Source organism: Flavobacteriales bacterium, from assembly GCA_016704485.1.
In the GTDB taxonomy this organism is placed as follows: Bacteria; Bacteroidota; Bacteroidia; order Flavobacteriales_F; family PHOS-HE28; genus PHOS-HE28.
This window is the reverse complement of record JADJAA010000002.1, coordinates 982,410-999,977: the sequence shown is the minus strand read 5'-3', so window position 1 is coordinate 999,977 and position 17,568 is coordinate 982,410. Positions and strand designations below refer to the sequence as shown.

Sequence of the window (17,568 nt, the reverse complement as noted above, 5' to 3'; positions counted from 1 at the left end):
TGATATGATCTTGCTGGAAGTTTTCTTCGGCCTACATGAAAGTATTGTCTAACACCCCACAGATCAACCCAATACGACTCGTCGTGCATCACGCCCGCAATTGCACACGAGATCGATAATGCTCAACCCCGGAATGAACCCATGCCTATCCGCAAATACCTGAGTGTAGGTTGGCGGAGTCAAAAGCGGATCGGGCAGTGGTTGTTTGGGATGCAGAGCAGTGCGGAGATCCACGAATTGGTTGTTGGTCGTCTTTCGCGCAAGATCGCTTCCTACCCATTCACCATTCACCTCTACGTAGGTTTCACTCAGAACCAATTCCGTTCCCAACCCCAACCACTTCATCGCAAGGCGCATCGTTGCTAGATCCAACTCCACAAGTCGGTCATAGCGCTTGCTCAATAGATCATTGAGATCATCTTCGAAATGGATGAACCATGGCGTTTTTCCATAAGCACTGCGGATCGCATGCAGGTGTTGCCGGGGCCACGTTTCAGCATAACTGAGGCCTACTTCGCGCATAGGCATTTTCTCTCCGCTTCTGCGCGCAATGGGGACTACAAGGTCATTCGTTCCATTGGGGCCGATGACCGTTGTGCGATTGCGATAACTCTGCCGTTCGTAATGCTCGCCGAGGTCAATGATCACCTTCGGATGCTTTGCCAACACACGATAGTGATCGATCGTGCCGAAATAGAATGCGGATAGAACAGGGATCATTCGAAGCGACAAAGGTGATCGAACTTTTTCGGTGGTTCTTGATCAGGTTGAATAATTATTAGTCCTTTCCACGTGCTGGGCTATTCCTTTGCACCATCATGAAAAATGTATTGGCGATCGTGGTTCTTGGAATTATGTATTCCGGTTGTACCAACCCTGATGCGGGATCTGTGCCGGAGTTCAAGGAGCAACCTACTTCTTCCACGGAGCAAATTCCTGATGAAACAACTCCCACGAATGCAGTGGACGACAGTACGGTAATTGGCACCTACTCCTATAGCGATGGTGCGCACAGTTTTGTTCCGTGTGGGTCAGCTTTCAACAAGCCGGTAATTCCTGGTAGTGCGCAGGATCGGTTGATCGCTCTTGCAGTAAAGCATGGCGGCTCCGTGGTAGTAAAGCTTGAAGCGCATACCGTAATGGGCGAAACCGCAGAAGGAGACGATGCAGAGGAATACCTGGCCGTTGACAAGGTTCTGGAAGAAGCGGTGTGCCCTTGATGGACTTTTGCTAACGGCAACTGTGATCTGCCTGTATCCTCACAGGACTTCAAAGCGCCCAATAGCAGCCGGCTTCCAACCCAACGCTCCAGAGTCTGCCAGTTATCGGTGTGTCGATGATCCGTTATAGACCGTAGCGTGCAACAGGTGCAAGTGTAAACCTCAGTCTAGTGCCCACTTGCATCGCAATTCCCGTTGATACCATCGGTGTTAGGTTCCATTGGGAGAATTGTTCGGTCTGGTCAGTGGTCTTCCGTTCCCAACCCCTGTCCGAATATTTGCCAACGAAGACGCTCGTCGCGTGATTGAGCATATCAACGCTCATGCCGATGGAACTGATGGATCGTATCTTACCCTTGCCTGCCACGTAACTCAATTGGACCGGAATTGTGATGTACGCAAAGCCATACACATTGCGTAATTTTTGAGGAATCGCCGGGTCGTTGGAGGAATAATGGACATTACCCGTTATTGGGTCGATGACATCGCCAAAGGTCAATGGCTCGATATCCACGATGTTTGTTCGGTATCCCTTCTTCGAATACCCAACACCGATTCCAACTGACCAATGCCTATTGAATTCGTAGGTCATGCTCAGCGTAGCCGAATACCCGAATCGAGGGATCTCGTGATCGTTCCTCCCATCAATGATCCACCTATAGAGATCACTCTGTTCATTGAGCAGGAGCGTGCGATACGCTAATTCCGAAGCGAACGAAGCCCCCAACGAAAAATGAGGTGTAATAGACAAAACGAATGGCTTTTGGGAGACGTTTGTCTCTAATGGACAAAACGAATGGCGAGTTATCAACCGTTGTTGGAGAACCTAATTGCGATTCTGATCTTTGGGTGTCTGGCGAAACGGAAGTAGGCTCTGCTGGAGAGCAACCTGCCAGGGATAAACCTGATGACTGAGCGATGATCGGATGGGAACGGAACCTTCGGATCAACCGTTCCCATCGCGAGGTCCGCATGCCTTCAAAAACTCATCGATAAATTTTTGTTTCCGAGTCAAGGAGAGGCCATTGTGATTGCGAAGCTTGTTCTTCAGGTCTGCGAAGTAGCCATCTATTGCATTGGTGGTGTTGGGAATATCCAGTTCAGGATAGTCGTACCAAGTGAACAACCAAGGCAGATTGCACGATAGGCTCCGGTGTGCGCTCCGCAGGCGACCGTGCGTATAACGTGACTTGCCGGTGGTTGATTCCACAGTTCGTTCAGCGAGGAAGGCCTTCCATTTGGTATGCCATAGTTGTAGACCCCCAGTGAAGCTTTCCTTATCGGTCTTCTTCAGCATCTGTGTCAATTGGCGCAGCTCAATGGCTGCTGGCAACTTGGGCTTTCTAGAAGCCATCTCAAAAATAACTTTTGAGAATTATCATTACGCAAGCCAACTGCACCATGCCTAAGAAGAGGTCTGCATGGTATTCATACCGAACGAATGTACGGCGCGAGTTAAACAACCACGCGAACAACCTTTCGACCTTCCAGCGGCGTTTGTAGCGCCGTAATTCCCGTCCATCTTGATGCACTTGTCGTTTTCTGTTACTCCTGTGCGGACATACCAGTTGGATTCCGCGTTTCTTCAATGTGCGTCTTAGTTTGTCACTGTCGTACGCCCTGTCGGCGATCGCACGTTTGGGCTTTATGGCACACGAACGGATCGTCCTATCGGCTAGCTTTACTTCATGGGTGCTGGCGCTAAAGGCCCGTACGGTGAGAGGAATACCAACAGCGTCTGTGACTGCCATGATCTTGGTGCCTTTCCCTTTCTTAGTAGGTCCAACACAAGCCCCCTTTTTGGCACTTGCGAAGGTGCCATCGATAAAGCATTCGGTAATGTCGATCTTCCCTCGATCGCGTGGATCCGATGCAAGAGCATGCAGCAGTTTATCCCAAGAACCGCTCTTGCACCAGTGTTTGTGGTACCGATGGCAAGTCTGGTATGGCGGGTATCTGCCAGGTAGATCTGCCCATGGTGCACCGGTCCGGCATATCCACAAGATCCCGTTAAGCACCGCACGTGGATCTTGTCTGGGCCTGCCACGTGTTTCGCTCTTATGAAAAATACTTGTAAGCGGTTTTTCCAACACTTCCCATTGCTTGTCGCTGATGTCCATCGCTTTTCTTAGCGAAGTACATTGCGCCAAAGAAGAAGATCAACTGGAACATTAAAAAGTTGATCAAAGCCCAGTGTTCATAGATAACTTAGGCAATGCTTATTTTTGAGATTCCTTCTAGTGAGATAGCGGGTAATGATCGCTACTTGATGAAATTGGCACATTTGCACCGGGATTCCTCTGCAGAGTTGCAACAGGCCTCGTCGGCCATCACAAACAACGGCGCTTATCTCCACGCCTTGTCCACGAAGGAATTTCAGACCATCCGCATAAAGCTGGTTGGTCTCATGTTTTACGTATTTCCTATACAGGACTGTGCCTGTAGTTGCATCCCTGAACACCATTACACCGAAGGTTCTCCCGAAGTAGGTCGTATCCATTAAAACCACGGCTGAAGATGGCAGAACAGCCTTGGCTTCAGTGCCTGTGTATTTGTCCAACGTCCGCTGTATGGTCCGAATAGAACAACCATACTTGAGAGCCAACTGCCTGTAAGTCTGTTTGCCAGCTTGATACTCAAACCATAGTTCTTCGGGCTGCTTTGTTTGGCCGCCTAAAAATTGCTTACCACAAGTGCGGCAACGGTACCGTTGCTTACCCCGAACCTGGCCGTATTTGTTAATAACTGGACCACCACACAAAGAGCACTTTTTTGGTTCATGACCTTTGAAAGGCCTCTAACCTAAGCCAGGTAGGACTTTCAGAAGGTTTTACCATTCGTTTTGTCCATTAACCCAAAAATGACGAATATGCTGAGGCTCGGATGTTGATGATGAGAGCGATTGTTCTGGAACTTGACCCATTGCACCCATGGGCAGTGTAATGCACAACGCAAGCAGGAGCCGTTCCATGGAGTTTGAATGATAAGGAACGAAGATAGAGCCAAGTACTTGCCCTATTTCCCGATACAGAACTTCCCGAAAATGCTACCTAAAAGATCATCCGTGGTAATGCGCCCTGTGATCTCGCCCAAGTGATGTTGAGCCCTGCGCAGATCGATCGCAAGGAGTTCACCGCTGATGCCATTATCGATGGCCTTCTTCGCATCTTCCAATGCCGAGCGGGCCTTGGTCAACGCATCCACATGCCGAGCGTTGGTCACAACGATATCGCCCGAGCCACTTTGTAAGGACTTTACATGCTGGAGCAGGATCTGTTTCAACGCATCCAAGCCTTCACCAGTTCGTGCACTGATGGAAAGGATAGTGCTGCTCCTGGTCGATGCATTGATATCGCTCTTATTCATCATGGGCACAACCTTCACACCGCTACTGAGGCGTTCCTGCAACATCTTGGCTTCCGTTCGCAACGCACCTTCTGATAGTTTCGAGCCATCGCCCAAAAGGATCACGATACTGCTCTCGGCGGCTTTCTTGTAGCTGCGGTCGATGCCCAATTTCTCAACAACATCAGTGGTTCTGCGCAACCCTGCCGTGTCTATGATCCGGAACAGAATACCTTCGATGCTCAGCAGTTCCTCCACTGTATCCCGCGTAGTGCCAGCGATCTCGCTCACAATGGCGCGATCCTCCTGCAACAAGGCATTCAACAACGTGCTTTTACCGCTGTTCGGTGCACCAAGGATCGCAACCGGTATGCCTTGCTTTATCGCGTTACCATACCTGAAGCTGTCCACCAGCTCCGTGCACAGGTCGATCAGCCGATCCACTAGTGCCACCAATTCAATACGTTGCGCGAATTCCACATCCTCTTCACCGAAGTCCAGTTCCAGTTCTATCAACGCACAGAAGTCGATCAACTGCTGCCGTAGTTCTTCTATGCGGTTACCGAACCCACCACGCAACTGGTGTAACGCAAGTTCATGCTGCGCGGCACTTTGGCTAGCGATGAGATCAGCTACGGCTTCTGCTTGGCTCAGATCCAATTTCTTGTTCAGGAAAGCACGTTGAGTGAATTCGCCGGGTTGTGCCAACCGCGCGCCAGCATCGAGCATGGCCTGCAATAAGCGCTGTTGGATATAGGTTGATCCGTGTACACAAACTTCCACAACATCTTCGCCCGTGTAGGAATGCGGGCCTTTGAAATAGGTGATCACCGCCTCATCGATCTGCCCGTCCATATCGATCACCGGCACATAATAAGCCGAGCGCGGCAGCGGTTCCAAGGGCAGGGTAGGTGCTATACGATCGATCACGGCCGTCGCTTTTGCTCCGGATACCCGGAGCATGGCTATTGCACCAGCACCCGCCGGTGTAGATAGTGCAGCGATCGTGTCCTGTTCGTACATACTTGAACTTATATTGCGCATTCAATATGATCTTTGAATGTGCTTGTCGGGCAAAGATCCGGATCTTTAGCCCTGGATCAAAGAACTAATTTGAAAATGCCGAATAAAGTCCGCGACGTATATGATCAATTGCCCTTTCCAACACTGATCGTGGTGGGTGGTGGTTTCGCAGGGCTTGAACTGGTGAAACGGTTGGACGGTAAGCCCTACAAGGTACTGTTGATCGATCGGAACAATCACCATTGTTTCCAACCGTTGCTCTACCAGGTGGCCACGGCCAGTTTGGGTGCGGATAGCATTGCGCATCCCTTCAGAAGAACGGTGGGACCCATGCCGAATGTCGCTTTCCGCATGGCAAATGTGATCGCGGTTAAACCTGAACTGAACATCTTGGTCACCGACCGTGGGGAATTTCATTATGATCAGTTGGTTATCGCTACGGGAAGTACCACCAACTTCTTTGGGAATAAGGAGATCGCAAGAGAGGCGATGCAACTCAAGACCGTTGCACAGGCATTGGATATCCGGAGTGATTTCCTGCAGGATTTCGAGGCCGCGCTCTATTTGGATGATGAGCATGACCGACGGCGCCAACTCAATTTCGTGATCGTAGGTGGAGGACCGACAGGCGTGGAACTTGCTGGTGCTTTGGCCGAGATCCGTATGACGATCCTGAAAAAGGAATACCGTGAAATGGAAAGCGAGCATATGCAGATCCATTTGGTCGATAGCAACACCTCATTGCTGAATAATTTCTCGAAAAAAGCACAGGAAAAGGCGTTCGAATATCTCACGGAGATGGGTGTTTCCGTAAGGTTCGGGATGCGCGTTATCGGGTGTGATGAGAACACGATAAAGTTCGCTGATGGTTCTACCATGGCCACCAATACATTGATCTGGGCCGCCGGCGTGAAAGGGGTCTGTATTCCTGGGCTGGAGTCCGCATTCAATGCAAAAGCGGATCGGTTCAATGTGGATGAGTTCAGTCGCTTGAACGGCTTTGGAAATATCTATGCCGTGGGTGATGTAGCCTTGAACATGACGGAAAGTGCTTGGCTGCGAGGCCATCCACAAGTAGCTCCCGCGGCGATCCAACAAGCCAAGAACCTCGCTAAGAATCTATTGAAGGATCCTTCGCAATGGACCCCATTCAAATACAATGACAAAGGCTCAATGGCGACCATTGGCCGATTCAAGGCGGTCATGGATCGGGGGAAGCTGCATCTGTCCGGGCCTATCGCATGGTTCAGTTGGATCTTCATCCATGTCATGAGCTTGGTGAGCTTCCGTAACCGCATGTTGGTGCTGTTCAACTGGGCATGGAAATTCCTAAGCTGGAAAAATACGATCCGCTTGATCGTTCGGCCGTATGTGCGTAAAGCAACGGTTACGGAGCAGGAAGCTATTTAACGGACCCTGCTTCATAATACTTTTGCGCCCCGTTCAGAATGGATCGTAAGGTCGCCATACTTTTTCTCACCGTCTTCATTGACCTTTTGGGGTTCGGATTGGTTATTCCTATTCTCCCTATTTATTCTATGGAACTGGGAGCATCGCCCTTTGAGGTGGGAATGATCATGGCGGTTTATGCCTTGATGAATTTCGTATTCTCACCCTTCTGGGGTTCGTTAAGCGATAGGCATGGAAGGCGACCCGTGATCGCCGGTACAGTATTCATCACTGCGATGGGCTTTCTATTGCTTGCCAATGCCCATACGCTTCTGGTCTTGGTGCTGGCGCGTATGTTGGCCGGTATCGGCTCCGCGAACATTGCAACTTCACAGGCGTACATCACTGATGTCACAGAACCCCAGAACAGGGCAAAGGCATTGGGCATGATCGGTGCCGCATTCGGTCTTGGATTCATTTTCGGACCGCCGGTGGGTGGATACATCAAAGCACACTTCGGAATGGACGCGGTAGGTTACGCGGCCATGTGCCTCAGCTTGATCAACTTCGTACTGATCCTGATCTTCCTCCCGGAATCATTGCATGAAAAAAATCTCGGCAATAAGATCGAGGTAAAGCCGATCACCAGTTCGATACTAGCCCTTCGGAACGAGAAATTCCGGGATCTCTTCGTGACCAACTTCATCTACATCACGGCATTCAGCATGATGCAGATCACGGTCGCGCTCCTCTGGGAACAGCATTATGGACTTACGGAGGAGCACATCGGGTACATGTTCGCCTTCATTGGGCTTGCATCTGCTATTGTTCAGGGCGGTTTGATCGGTTGGCTTACACGCACGTTCGGTGAAGAGAAATTGATGATCATCGGTTGTATCCTATTGGCTCTCGGTCTACTCATGATCCCCTTCGTACCGCCCGCCTATTTCGTGCCGTTCGCTTTTATTCCGCTTCTTTTCCTGTCATTGGCAAATGGGTGCATGATGCCGAGCATTTCATCACTACTAAGCCGCAGTGCTGAAAAGAAGGAACAAGGTCAAGTACTGGGCATGAACCAGAGCTTTGGATCGTTGGCGCGTGTAATTGGCCCTACTCTTGGTGGGTTCCTTTATGGCTGGCATTACACATCGCCTTATATCGGTGGGGCGATCATGATGGTCGGTGCGTTGCTGTTCGTGCTCGCTTTTCAACGCTCGGCCAGATCGCGTGCAATTGCTGCAAATGCTACGGGGGCGTAGTGTTCAGCAAGGGAACGATCCATTGTGAACATGTTCCGGGCCGTCGTTCCAACCATTGGGCTAATTTCGCCGCCACTTAATCAGCATCCCGATCGATCATGAGCGTACTCGTCAGCAAGAAAAGCAAAGTTCTAGTGCAAGGTTTTACAGGTAGCGAAGGCACGTTCCACGCTGAACAAATGATCGAATACGGCACCAATGTGGTCGGTGGTGTTACACCGGGCAAGGGTGGTCAGAAGCACTTGGACCGTCCGGTGTTCGAAACAGTGAGTGATGCCGTACGAGAGACGAGTGCCGATGTGAGCATCATCTTCGTGCCACCCGCATTCGCTGCGGATGCGATCATGGAAGCTGCGGAGGCCGGGATCAAAGTGATCGTGTGCATCACCGAAGGAATTCCGGTGAAGGACATGGTGACCGCCCGTGAATACCTCCGCGGAAAGAACTGTGTATTGATAGGCCCGAACTGTCCTGGGGTGATCACCGCAGATGAATGCAAAGTAGGTATCATGCCCGGTTTCGTTTTCAAGAAGGGCACGGTGGGTATCATAAGCAAGTCCGGTACACTTACCTACGAAGCGGCGGACCAAGTGGTGAAAGCCGGTCTGGGAATAACCACTGCCATCGGTATTGGAGGTGACCCCATCATTGGCACTACAACGTTGGAAGCAGTTCAACTCTTTTCCAATGATCCAGAGACCGAGGCCATTGTAATGATCGGCGAGATCGGTGGTGATCTTGAGATACAGGCGGCAAAATGGATCAAGGCCAATTGCAAGAAACCAGTTATCGGATTCATTGCCGGAGAAACCGCTCCTGTTGGCCGTACCATGGGCCATGCAGGTGCAATTGTGTCCGGTGCGGACGAGAGTGCTGCGGCCAAGAAGAAAGTGATGCGCGAATGCGGCATCCATGTAGTGGATAGCCCCGCAACGATCGGTGCGAAGGTTAAGGAAGTGCTGGGTTGATCGGCCCTATTCGTTGATCACGGCCCAACTGACGATGTCCTCGTCGCCGCTCAGGAGCAACCTATCCTGGAACTGCCACTTGCCGCGCAGGTAGCGCAGAACATAAAAGCTCAACTTCTCGGTCCTGTAATTCTTCACCTTAACAAGGCACAATTTCTTGGGATCCTTCGGTAGGTCGGGTGGGAACTGCCAAAAGTCGGTTGCGTTGCTCATTGTACAAATCTAGTTTGATCGTGTCAGTGATCCCTATTCGGATCGAGTAGCAACACTCCTACATTCTTCTTGTGCGAGATGGATCTAAACCTGATCATGGGTCAAGACCTTCCCTGTTTCTTATATCGCGGATGACATTTTGCTGGGAATCGTGTTGTTGAGGCTTCAGTGCGCTGAATGCGCGGCATCATCCCAGCTCATGGCAACGCCATAGGCTGGGACGCATCACACATGGGTCTGAGGGCTGAAGGCCCGGCCTCATGTTATTACATGGCATTGCGATGGGTTATGTCCAATGAACATGGGTCCGTGGGCTGTAGGCCCCGCCTCATCCTAGCACATGGCAATGCCATGTGCTGGGTCCATTACATGTGTGTTCGAGGGCTGAAGGCCCGGAGCGATCAACTGTTGTTACATTCGCGCATCGCCTTTTGTATTAGGAACAGGCGTTCAACATATGGCTTTATTAAAAGATAAGTCCGCCTTAGTAACCGGTGGCTCCCGTGGCATTGGTCGCGGTATCGTGGAACGCTTCCTTGAAGAAGGCGCAGATGTGGCATTTACTTACGTGAGCAGCCCTGAGAAAGCCAATGCTGTAGCTGAAGAACTTGGAGCCAAGTATGGCCGAAAAGTGATCGCCATCCAAAGCGATGCCAGTAATTTTGATAGCGCACAGACCTGCGTGGATCAAGTGGTAGCTGAATTCGGTAAGTTGGATGTGCTGGTGAATAACGCCGGTATCACCAAGGACCAGTTGCTCATGCGCATGAGCGAAACCGATTTCGATGTGGTCATTTCCACCAACCTGAAAAGCGTCTTCAACATGACCAAAGCGGTGATCAAGACCATGCTGAAACAACGCAGTGGATCCATCATCAACATGAGCAGTATCGTTGGTGTGCAAGGCAATGCAGGCCAGAGTAATTATGCAGCGAGCAAGGCCGGGATCATCGGTTTTACCAAAAGTGTGGCTTTGGAACTGGGTAGCCGCAACATCCGAAGCAATGCCATTGCACCTGGTTTCATCGAAACAGAAATGACAGCGACTTTGGATCAAAAGGTCGTTGATGATTGGCGCGCTAGCATACCCATGAAACGTGGTGGTTCCTCAGCGGATGTGGCAAATGCCTGCGTGTTCTTCGCCAGTGATATGAGCACTTATGTTAGTGGCCAAACACTGAATGTGTGCGGCGGTCTTGTAACGTGATCAGCGTAAGGATCGGCAATAGCTGCTCTTCATCGGGCGTTTGAAATGATCAACCCCGACCTTTGCACGCAATGAACCTGACCACCGCACATAGCCTTTGGCTTGCTCCGCTTTGTTTAGCGCTGGGCATTGCCTTGGCATGGGTGCTGTACCGTAAGTCCGCAGGTGTAGAAGGGTTCGGAAGGAATCTCGCACTCTTGTTGGCTGGCCTCAGGGCGTTGGCCATCGCGGTGATCGCCTTTTTTCTACTGGAACCCATGGTCCGCATACTCATACGCGAGGTGAGGAAGCCCGTGGTGGTGGTATTGCATGATGGTTCTTCATCCATCCTGTCCAAAACCGATAGCGCTTCCTTTCAACAGAATTACGGTGTGCAATTGGAGCAATTGGGAAAGGCACTCAGTGAGCATTACGAAGTGCGGGAATTCACCTACGGTCAGGAGGTGTCCGAAGGGATCAGCCTTTCGCAACTAGAAGGACTTACGGATATTGGTCAAGCGCTGCGCGAAGTGTATGATCGCCTTAGCGGACCTGATCTCGGCGCGGTGATCATTGATGGCGATGGTATATTCAATCGCGGTCGTGACCCAAGGATCGATGCCACCCGTTTAGGCGTGCCGGTCTACACGGTTGCTTTGGGTGATACTACAGTGCGTCCGGATCTGGTCCTACGCGGTGTGGATAACAACCGGATCAGTTATTTGGGTAACGAATTTCCCGTCTTGGTCCGCATTGAGGGAAGGCATCTGAAAGGAAAACAAACGCGTGTTGCGATCCTACAGAATGGCAAGGAGGTAGCGGGAAAAGATGTCGCGATCACTGCGGATCCTTTCACGGTCGAGGTACCGTTCACGTTAAAAGCCGATAAACCCGGATTGCAACGGTTCACTGCTGTTGTAAGAACGTTGAATGAAGAGATCACCGAGGTGAATAACTCCCGTGGGTTCCTTGTTGATGTGCTGGACGATCGGCAGAAGATCCTATTGCTCGGTGCGGCACCACATCCGGACCTTGGTGCACTGCGCTTGGCCCTCGCTGGTCTCGATGGATACGAGTCGGAATTGGCCTATGCTTCGGACTTCAGCGGGAACATCGATGAATTCGATCTGATCATTCTTCATCAACTTCCATCGACACGGCAGAACTTACAAGCGCTACTGCAACGTGCTGAGGCGCGCAAGATCCCGCTATGTTTCATGCTTGGTCAGGGGATGGACTTCATTTCCTTCAACCAACAGAATAGTGGTGTGCAAGTGACCGGAGCACGTACGGCCATTACCGATGCGCAAGCGGCGTTCAACAAGGACTTCACGTATTTCACGGTCGATCAGGACCAACAGCACGCGATCGAACGATTCCCGCCATTACAAGTTCCGTTCGGGCAATACGATCTTGGTCGGTCCGCAAGTGCGTTGTTGATGCAACGTATCGGAGTCGTGCGCACTGCTTATCCTTTGATCGCCTTCAGCCAACAAGGCGAGCGACGCATGGCAACCGTTACCGGTGAAGGGCTTTGGCGCTGGCGTGTGGCCGATCAACAATTGAACGGATCGCATGAACGCTTTGATCGCTTGGTGCATAAAATGGTGCAATTCCTTGTGCTCAAGGTGGACAAGAACCGATTCCGCGTTGAGCATGCACCGGAGTACACTGAGAACGACCCTGTGCTGATCAATGCTGAATTGTACAACGCCAGTTTCGAACCGGTGAACAACGTGGAAGCAACGATCCTGCTGAAAGATGAAGATGGCCGCGAGTACCCATACACCTTCAGCCCGAATGGCACGGCATATCGGTTGGATGCTGGTCGCTTACCGGCCGGACGCTATACCTGGAGTGCCCGCACGCAGTTGGAGGGACAACGCTATACGGCATCCGGTGAATTGAATGTGAGCGAGCTGGTTGCCGAACAATTCAGCACAGTGGCGGATCACGGAGTCTGGAACGATATTGCGACCAACACAGGTGGTCAAATGGTCTACCCGAAGGATCTTGGTACCTTGGCTGAACTGATCCAAGGAAAGAACCAACTGAAGGCCAGATCATACGCGCATGCCAGCTTCAGCGATCTGATCGGCTTGAAATGGATCTTCTTCGTGATCTTAGCGTTGCTTACCCTTGAATGGGTGCTGCGGCGACGCAATGGTGCCTATTGAATACCTGTGTGAAATCATTCTCCTTCGAATATGACGTTTCTTAGACGAACAGCAGAGTTCTTACTGAACCGGTTCATGCTTTCGTTCTTGGGCATTGCCATCGTTCTTGGGCTGCTGTGGGCATTCCGATACACCTTATTACGCGCAACGGGCGATATGCTCATCGATCAGGACAAGGAATTGCACGCCGATGCGATCTATGTGCTCGGCGGCTCACCCATTGAACGGGGTAGGGAAGCGGCTCGTTTGTTGGGTGCCAACAAAGCAGACATTGCTTACTGTACAGGAGAGAACTTTTATCCATTGCTTGCCGCAGAAGGCATTGATCTAACTGAAGCCCAACTCTCCCAACACGCGATGTTGCGCACGGGAGCGGACAGTTCAAAGGTTGGTTTGCTACAAACGGGCACCAGCACATGGGAAGAGGCAGGCGTGATCCTAGCACACGCCATTGAGAACAACTACGATACGATCACTGTGGTCTCCACCGAATTCCACTTGCGCCGCGTGAAACGCGTATTGCGTAAACAGGGCAAAGGCAAAGGCATTACCGTATTGGTGCGTGGCGCCTACTCCGACCGTTACGACAGCAACCGCTGGTGGCAAAGCGAGGACGGGCTACTGATGGTGAACAACGAGTACGTGAAGCTCATGTACTATCTGTGGAAGTATTGAGGTGAGATCTTACGCAAAGATCCCGCTCAAGTAGTGGCATCGAGATGGGTCTTGGACATGTGAATTCCATTCACTTTACACGCTTCAAAGTGCTATCTGAACGAAGGACCCGTGAACTATTTACAGATCATCGTTATCGCACTTACTGTTAGTGTTGGGTTCGATGCGTAGATTGCTCAGAGTTTTAATGAAAATGATGATCCAAATACACTATGTCCGGTCTTTTATTTAGACCACCTGTTGTAGCATAATTCTCGGTAACCGTATAATTAGACCCACCCATCTTAAAGTATGAAAAGGCATTCGATCTACTATTTATTAGGTTTTGTAGCGCTCCTCGTATTGGCCTATGTTGGAGTCGACCTGTATCTGGAGAACTTGATCCGCACGGAGATCTGCAAGCTTATTCAGGATGAGCAATACTATCACAATTGTAACGAGCTCAAAGTAGATCTTGAGATTGCGAGTGGCGATGTTCGCTTAACACGGATCAGTGCGATCCAACGCACCGATAGTGCGTCGGGTTCAAGCATTGTCGGAGATCTGGATACACTGCAATTGAGCGGAATGTCCTATATCGATTGGTTCTCAAAGAAAAAGCTTCACTTCAAAGAAGCGGTCGTGACATTCTCAGAAGCCGCGATCCACCAAAGAGATTATGGTGGAACGGATACCACAACGAAAGAGAAACCATACGGGGTATTGATCGTGGACGTTGTTTCAATTCATGCATCAAAGGTCCAGGTTACGCTGGCCGATGGAATGGTGATCCGGCTTGCCGATGCAGCAATAGATTGTGAGGACTTTGCGGTATCCAAGTGGAGCCAGGATGCTCCAGTGCGTTTTTCTTGGTCAAGTATATCTGCTGATCTAAAGGAAGGTCATGTATCTCCCTTTATGGATGGTGACCTCGATGTGGACCGGATTGCCATTGATGGGAAATTGCATACGGCCTCTATCACTGGTCTTAGGGCCGGGCCGATGGATGATCTGGAGGAATTGGCGAAAAAGGTTCCGATCGAAAGGGACATTATCTCCATGCAAATTGATTCGATCAGTATCGCAGGCTTGGACGACCAGATGTTCATGGACTTTAAAAAGCCTTGGAGGCATCAAAAGCTGCGCTTGGCAGGCGCAACGATCGAAGTAGTGCGTGATAAGTTGCGACCCGATGAAGCTTACAAGGTGAAACCCTTACCTGCTGTGCTGATCAGGAAACTTCCCATGAATTGCGGCATCGATACCATCTCGGTCGCAAACTTTAATATCACGTATCACGAACGAAATGATGCAAGCAGGCCATTCGCGAAATTTCCGTTCCATGAACTTAATGGAACGGTCGTTAACGTTAGGAATGAGCCAGCAATGAAGGAGGACATGGAGATCAACGCAACATCCCTAGTGTTCCAGGACACACCTGTGGAGCTTTCACTCAGCACGAATGTGTCCGACAGTACGAATGCCATCAAGCTGAAAGCTGAACTGGGTCGTTTGCCGTTCTCCGATCTAATGGCAACAACGGCTGCAATGTCCGGGGTTCGCACACCTCAAGGCCACATCAACTCGATCACCCTATACATGAATGGCTCAGAACGCCAGGCCGCTGCGAGAATTTGGATGCGCTACAGTGATCTGAAGCTCGATGTGCAATCCAAGAAGAATAAAGAAAAGCAGAACGTAGCCTTATCTGCACTTCTGAACCTGTTGGTAAAAGGAGACCGAACAGGGGCTAAGGAAGGTGATGGCTGGGTGGATTATGAATTCGAGCGACATAGGGACCGAAGTGTTTTCAATTACCTCTGGTCCGGCTTGCGCGAAGGTGCCAAGGCAAGTATGCTGCCTGGGTTCGCTACGATGTGATCATCGGAGAGCGTATCGCAAGCATGTCAATAGAGTAGATGCAAACGAACCTTGAATGCAGATCCTATGCAGCAACTTCAGTTTCTGCTAAAGGTTTTGCGTGCTTGGACGCGATCACACCGGAACCATGATCCCGGGTATGCACATGCGTGTAATGTGCGCCGAAAAGCATAATGATCGTAGAGTAATAGACCCACACCAGAATAATTACAATGGCTCCGGCTGCACCATATGTGTCGCCAACATTCGTGTAGCTGATGTAGGCACTGATCAAATACTTTCCCGCCGTAAAGAGAAGTGCGGTCAGCATAGCACCGGTCACAACGTCCTTTATGCGGACCTTAACATCCGGCAATACTTTGAATAATAGCGTGAAGATCAAGGTGATGATACTGAAGGAGATCACTACATCCAACACTGAAAGGACGATGGTGGTAACGCCGGATAGCCGTTGCGCGATCTGATCCGAGAATGCTACCAATGCCGCGTCCAGAACCAGTGATACAAGCATTAGAAATCCGAAACAGGCCACTAAAGCCAAGGATAGAAGTCTGGTGCCCATGTACTTCAGGATCGCCTTCCCCGGTTTGGATTCTACGCTCCAAACTTTGTTCAATGCACTCTGTAAGCTTGCGAATACGGAACCTGCACTCACGACCAATGCGACCAGCCCTATGATCTTCGCCATCCATTTGGTCTCTGTAACTTCTGCATTCTGTAGCATGGAGCCCAGTTGTTCAGCAGTGCTTGGGCCGATCATGACCCCAGCTTGATGCAACAATGCGGTGCGCACCGACTCTTCGTCATAGAACGATGCTGCTGCCATGATCGTAAGTATCATTACAGCAGGTAAGGAGAAAATAGTGTAGTAGGCGATGGTCGCTGCCTGTGAAAAAGGATCGGACGCGATGAATTCTTTCGAAGCATCTTTCAGCGTAAGCCAAAAACGCTTTAGCCGGTCAGTGCTGGATGTCTTGGTGGATGTTAGGGATGTTGACCTCATATTTCTTATACCAATAGAACTGCTTCCAAACTATTTTGTTCAAGTGCGACTCAGCTGCCCGTCCTTTGATGCAATATCTGAACCACCTGAGCATTAAGGTCCAGATCCCCAAAAAAAGCGGCATGCCGTATGTCATTCGGAACGCAAAGGAAATAGATGTGGAAAGGCGTACTTCTATTATGGATCATGCTTGTTTCGGGTCCCGTAAGGGCGCAAGGAAAGAAACCGGACATTGATGCCAACTATGTTCAGGATCTCTCGAATAGAACGACGATCAGAGTATACCTGAGCAATAAGTACAATAGTTTTTCACTGCGTGGTAACGCTGTTTCTGAATCCGTACGATTCAAGCCCAACAGCCAGATCAATATCGGAGTGGGGGCCAGCTATAGAAAATTAACGCTGAATATCGGTGTGAAGGCTCCTTTTTTGAATAAGGATGATGAACGAAAAGGAGCAACGACGTATTTCGATGCCCAAGCGAACATCCATGGCAATAAGCAGTCAACGAATTTGTTCTTACAGACGTATCGTGGCTATCATATCTCCAATCGTTCGCCGTTCGATGTAGGTTGGGAGCAAAGCACGGCGTACCCATACCGAGAGGATATGCGTCAAGTGAATATCGGGCTCAGTACGCTGCGGATCCTTAATGCTGAAAAGTTCAGCTACAGAGCAGCTTTCAATCAGGATGCCGTGCAATTGCGATCGCAAGGAACATGGCTGGTCGGTGGCTATGCAACATGTTACATCGTCCGAGCGGATTCATCCATCATACCCACTGCTTTGCAGAACCAATTGGATGCCAGTTCACAGATCACACGGGGAACTTTCTATGATATTGGCCCAATGGGAGGCGGTGCATACACCAAGGCATTCAAAGAACACTTTTTCGTGACCGTAAGTGGAGCCATCGGTATAGGTCCAAGTGCACAATTCCTACAAATACAGGAAGAAGTCGTGGTCAGCAAACAACGAACCTTGGGTGTTGGTTGGCACGGCCAGGTCCGCATGGGTCTGGGCTATAATAGCCGGATGCGTTTTGTTGGGATACTGCTGAATCAAGAACATATTGGGTACTTCATGTCAAGTCAACGAACCTTTTCCTGGGATGTAGGAAATGTGCGATTGGTTTTTGCGCAGCGCTTCAAGGAACGATCAAAACGAGTTGATAAAGGCCTGAATTGGCTAAAGAAAAAGACAGACAAGGTAATCCCTTTGGCAGACCCTTAAAGGATATTTGAAGTTGC

17 protein-coding genes are annotated in these 17,568 nt (G+C 50.3%); 9 read left to right on the top strand and 8 right to left on the bottom strand.

The window, feature by feature from the left end:
• Positions 1-63 precede the first annotated feature (63 nt).
• Positions 64-720 carry a WbqC family protein gene (locus IPF95_15380; protein ID MBK6476068.1) on the bottom strand — a complete coding sequence of 219 codons (657 nt, stop codon included), beginning with the start codon at positions 718-720 and terminating at the stop codon, positions 64-66.
• 98 nt (positions 721-818) lie between these two features.
• On the opposite strand from IPF95_15380, the gene IPF95_15375 reads away from it, so the two are divergent.
• On the top strand, positions 819-1,220 hold the full coding sequence (locus tag IPF95_15375; protein ID MBK6476067.1) for a hypothetical protein: 402 nt from the start codon (positions 819-821) through the stop codon (positions 1,218-1,220).
• A 124-nt stretch (positions 1,221-1,344) separates the two neighbouring features.
• Here IPF95_15375 and IPF95_15370 read toward each other — a convergent pair whose 3' ends face one another.
• From IPF95_15370 to mnmE, 5 genes are all read right to left on the bottom strand, one after another.
• On the bottom strand, positions 1,345-1,971 hold the full coding sequence (locus tag IPF95_15370; GenBank protein MBK6476066.1) for an outer membrane beta-barrel protein: 627 nt from the start codon (positions 1,969-1,971) through the stop codon (positions 1,345-1,347).
• 195 nt (positions 1,972-2,166) lie between these two features.
• The gene (locus tag IPF95_15365; protein ID MBK6476065.1) at positions 2,167-2,574 is read right to left on the bottom strand and encodes a transposase; all 408 of its coding nucleotides are present in this window, start codon (positions 2,572-2,574) and stop codon (positions 2,167-2,169) included.
• A gap of 1 nt (position 2,575) precedes the next feature.
• Positions 2,576-3,340 carry an IS5 family transposase gene (locus tag IPF95_15360; GenBank protein MBK6476064.1) on the bottom strand — a complete coding sequence of 255 codons (765 nt, stop codon included), beginning with the start codon at positions 3,338-3,340 and terminating at the stop codon, positions 2,576-2,578.
• A gap of 77 nt (positions 3,341-3,417) precedes the next feature.
• Positions 3,418-3,825, bottom strand: coding sequence for a hypothetical protein (locus IPF95_15355; protein MBK6476063.1), 408 nt, complete (start codon positions 3,823-3,825; stop codon positions 3,418-3,420).
• A gap of 410 nt (positions 3,826-4,235) precedes the next feature.
• On the bottom strand, positions 4,236-5,588 hold the full coding sequence (gene mnmE / locus IPF95_15350) for a tRNA uridine-5-carboxymethylaminomethyl(34) synthesis GTPase MnmE (protein ID MBK6476062.1): 1,353 nt from the start codon (positions 5,586-5,588) through the stop codon (positions 4,236-4,238).
• 96 nt (positions 5,589-5,684) lie between these two features.
• On the opposite strand from mnmE, the gene IPF95_15345 reads away from it, so the two are divergent.
• From IPF95_15345 to sucD, 3 genes are all read left to right on the top strand, one after another.
• Positions 5,685-6,998 carry an NAD(P)/FAD-dependent oxidoreductase gene (locus IPF95_15345; protein ID MBK6476061.1) on the top strand — a complete coding sequence of 438 codons (1,314 nt, stop codon included), beginning with the start codon at positions 5,685-5,687 and terminating at the stop codon, positions 6,996-6,998.
• A gap of 38 nt (positions 6,999-7,036) precedes the next feature.
• Positions 7,037-8,236 (top strand): MFS transporter, encoded by a 1,200-nt coding sequence (locus IPF95_15340; protein MBK6476060.1) that lies wholly within the window; start codon positions 7,037-7,039, stop codon positions 8,234-8,236.
• Between the two features lie 98 nt (positions 8,237-8,334).
• The gene (gene sucD / locus IPF95_15335; protein ID MBK6476059.1) at positions 8,335-9,204 is read left to right on the top strand and encodes a succinate--CoA ligase subunit alpha; all 870 of its coding nucleotides are present in this window, start codon (positions 8,335-8,337) and stop codon (positions 9,202-9,204) included.
• Positions 9,205-9,210: 6 nt separating this feature from the next.
• Here the strand turns inward: sucD and IPF95_15330 are convergent, their stop codons facing one another.
• The gene (locus IPF95_15330; protein ID MBK6476058.1) at positions 9,211-9,417 is read right to left on the bottom strand and encodes a hypothetical protein; all 207 of its coding nucleotides are present in this window, start codon (positions 9,415-9,417) and stop codon (positions 9,211-9,213) included.
• A gap of 457 nt (positions 9,418-9,874) precedes the next feature.
• Between IPF95_15330 and fabG the strand changes: the two genes are divergently transcribed.
• From fabG to IPF95_15310, 4 genes are all read left to right on the top strand, one after another.
• The gene (gene fabG / locus IPF95_15325) at positions 9,875-10,624 is read left to right on the top strand and encodes a 3-oxoacyl-[acyl-carrier-protein] reductase (protein ID MBK6476057.1); all 750 of its coding nucleotides are present in this window, start codon (positions 9,875-9,877) and stop codon (positions 10,622-10,624) included.
• A gap of 71 nt (positions 10,625-10,695) precedes the next feature.
• Positions 10,696-12,780 (top strand): hypothetical protein, encoded by a 2,085-nt coding sequence (locus IPF95_15320; GenBank protein MBK6476056.1) that lies wholly within the window; start codon positions 10,696-10,698, stop codon positions 12,778-12,780.
• Between the two features lie 30 nt (positions 12,781-12,810).
• Positions 12,811-13,455 carry a YdcF family protein gene (locus tag IPF95_15315; protein ID MBK6476055.1) on the top strand — a complete coding sequence of 215 codons (645 nt, stop codon included), beginning with the start codon at positions 12,811-12,813 and terminating at the stop codon, positions 13,453-13,455.
• 291 nt (positions 13,456-13,746) lie between these two features.
• Positions 13,747-15,315: a hypothetical protein gene (locus IPF95_15310; protein ID MBK6476054.1), complete on the top strand. Its 1,569-nt coding sequence runs from the start codon at positions 13,747-13,749 to the stop codon at positions 15,313-15,315.
• Between the two features lie 64 nt (positions 15,316-15,379).
• On the opposite strand, the gene IPF95_15305 is transcribed toward IPF95_15310, so the two are convergent.
• The gene (locus IPF95_15305) at positions 15,380-16,318 is read right to left on the bottom strand and encodes a YihY/virulence factor BrkB family protein (protein MBK6476053.1); all 939 of its coding nucleotides are present in this window, start codon (positions 16,316-16,318) and stop codon (positions 15,380-15,382) included.
• Between the two features lie 156 nt (positions 16,319-16,474).
• Between IPF95_15305 and IPF95_15300 the strand changes: the two genes are divergently transcribed.
• Positions 16,475-17,551 carry a DUF4421 domain-containing protein gene (locus IPF95_15300; GenBank protein ID MBK6476052.1) on the top strand — a complete coding sequence of 359 codons (1,077 nt, stop codon included), beginning with the start codon at positions 16,475-16,477 and terminating at the stop codon, positions 17,549-17,551.
• Positions 17,552-17,568: the final 17 nt, after the last annotated feature.

What these genes read in the sequence shown, in the direction of transcription:
- sucD (MBK6476059.1), top strand. Translation starts at nt 8,335, where the DNA reads ATGAGCGTACTCGTCAGCAAGAAAAGCAAAGTTCTAGTGCAAGGTTTT.
- IPF95_15300 (MBK6476052.1), top strand. Translation starts at nt 16,475, where the DNA reads ATGTGGAAAGGCGTACTTCTATTATGGATCATGCTTGTTTCGGGTCCC.
- IPF95_15380 (MBK6476068.1), bottom strand. Translation starts at nt 720, where the DNA reads ATGATCCCTGTTCTATCCGCATTCTATTTCGGCACGATCGATCACTAT.
- IPF95_15375 (MBK6476067.1), top strand. Translation starts at nt 819, where the DNA reads ATGAAAAATGTATTGGCGATCGTGGTTCTTGGAATTATGTATTCCGGT.
- IPF95_15365 (MBK6476065.1), bottom strand. Translation starts at nt 2,574, where the DNA reads ATGGCTTCTAGAAAGCCCAAGTTGCCAGCAGCCATTGAGCTGCGCCAA.
- IPF95_15340 (MBK6476060.1), top strand. Translation starts at nt 7,037, where the DNA reads ATGGATCGTAAGGTCGCCATACTTTTTCTCACCGTCTTCATTGACCTT.
- mnmE (MBK6476062.1), bottom strand. Translation starts at nt 5,588, where the DNA reads ATGTACGAACAGGACACGATCGCTGCACTATCTACACCGGCGGGTGCT.
- IPF95_15360 (MBK6476064.1), bottom strand. Translation starts at nt 3,340, where the DNA reads ATGGACATCAGCGACAAGCAATGGGAAGTGTTGGAAAAACCGCTTACA.
- fabG (MBK6476057.1), top strand. Translation starts at nt 9,875, where the DNA reads ATGGCTTTATTAAAAGATAAGTCCGCCTTAGTAACCGGTGGCTCCCGT.
- IPF95_15315 (MBK6476055.1), top strand. Translation starts at nt 12,811, where the DNA reads ATGACGTTTCTTAGACGAACAGCAGAGTTCTTACTGAACCGGTTCATG.
- IPF95_15330 (MBK6476058.1), bottom strand. Translation starts at nt 9,417, where the DNA reads ATGAGCAACGCAACCGACTTTTGGCAGTTCCCACCCGACCTACCGAAG.
- IPF95_15345 (MBK6476061.1), top strand. Translation starts at nt 5,685, where the DNA reads ATGCCGAATAAAGTCCGCGACGTATATGATCAATTGCCCTTTCCAACA.
- IPF95_15320 (MBK6476056.1), top strand. Translation starts at nt 10,696, where the DNA reads ATGAACCTGACCACCGCACATAGCCTTTGGCTTGCTCCGCTTTGTTTA.
- IPF95_15305 (MBK6476053.1), bottom strand. Translation starts at nt 16,318, where the DNA reads ATGAGGTCAACATCCCTAACATCCACCAAGACATCCAGCACTGACCGG.
- IPF95_15310 (MBK6476054.1), top strand. Translation starts at nt 13,747, where the DNA reads ATGAAAAGGCATTCGATCTACTATTTATTAGGTTTTGTAGCGCTCCTC.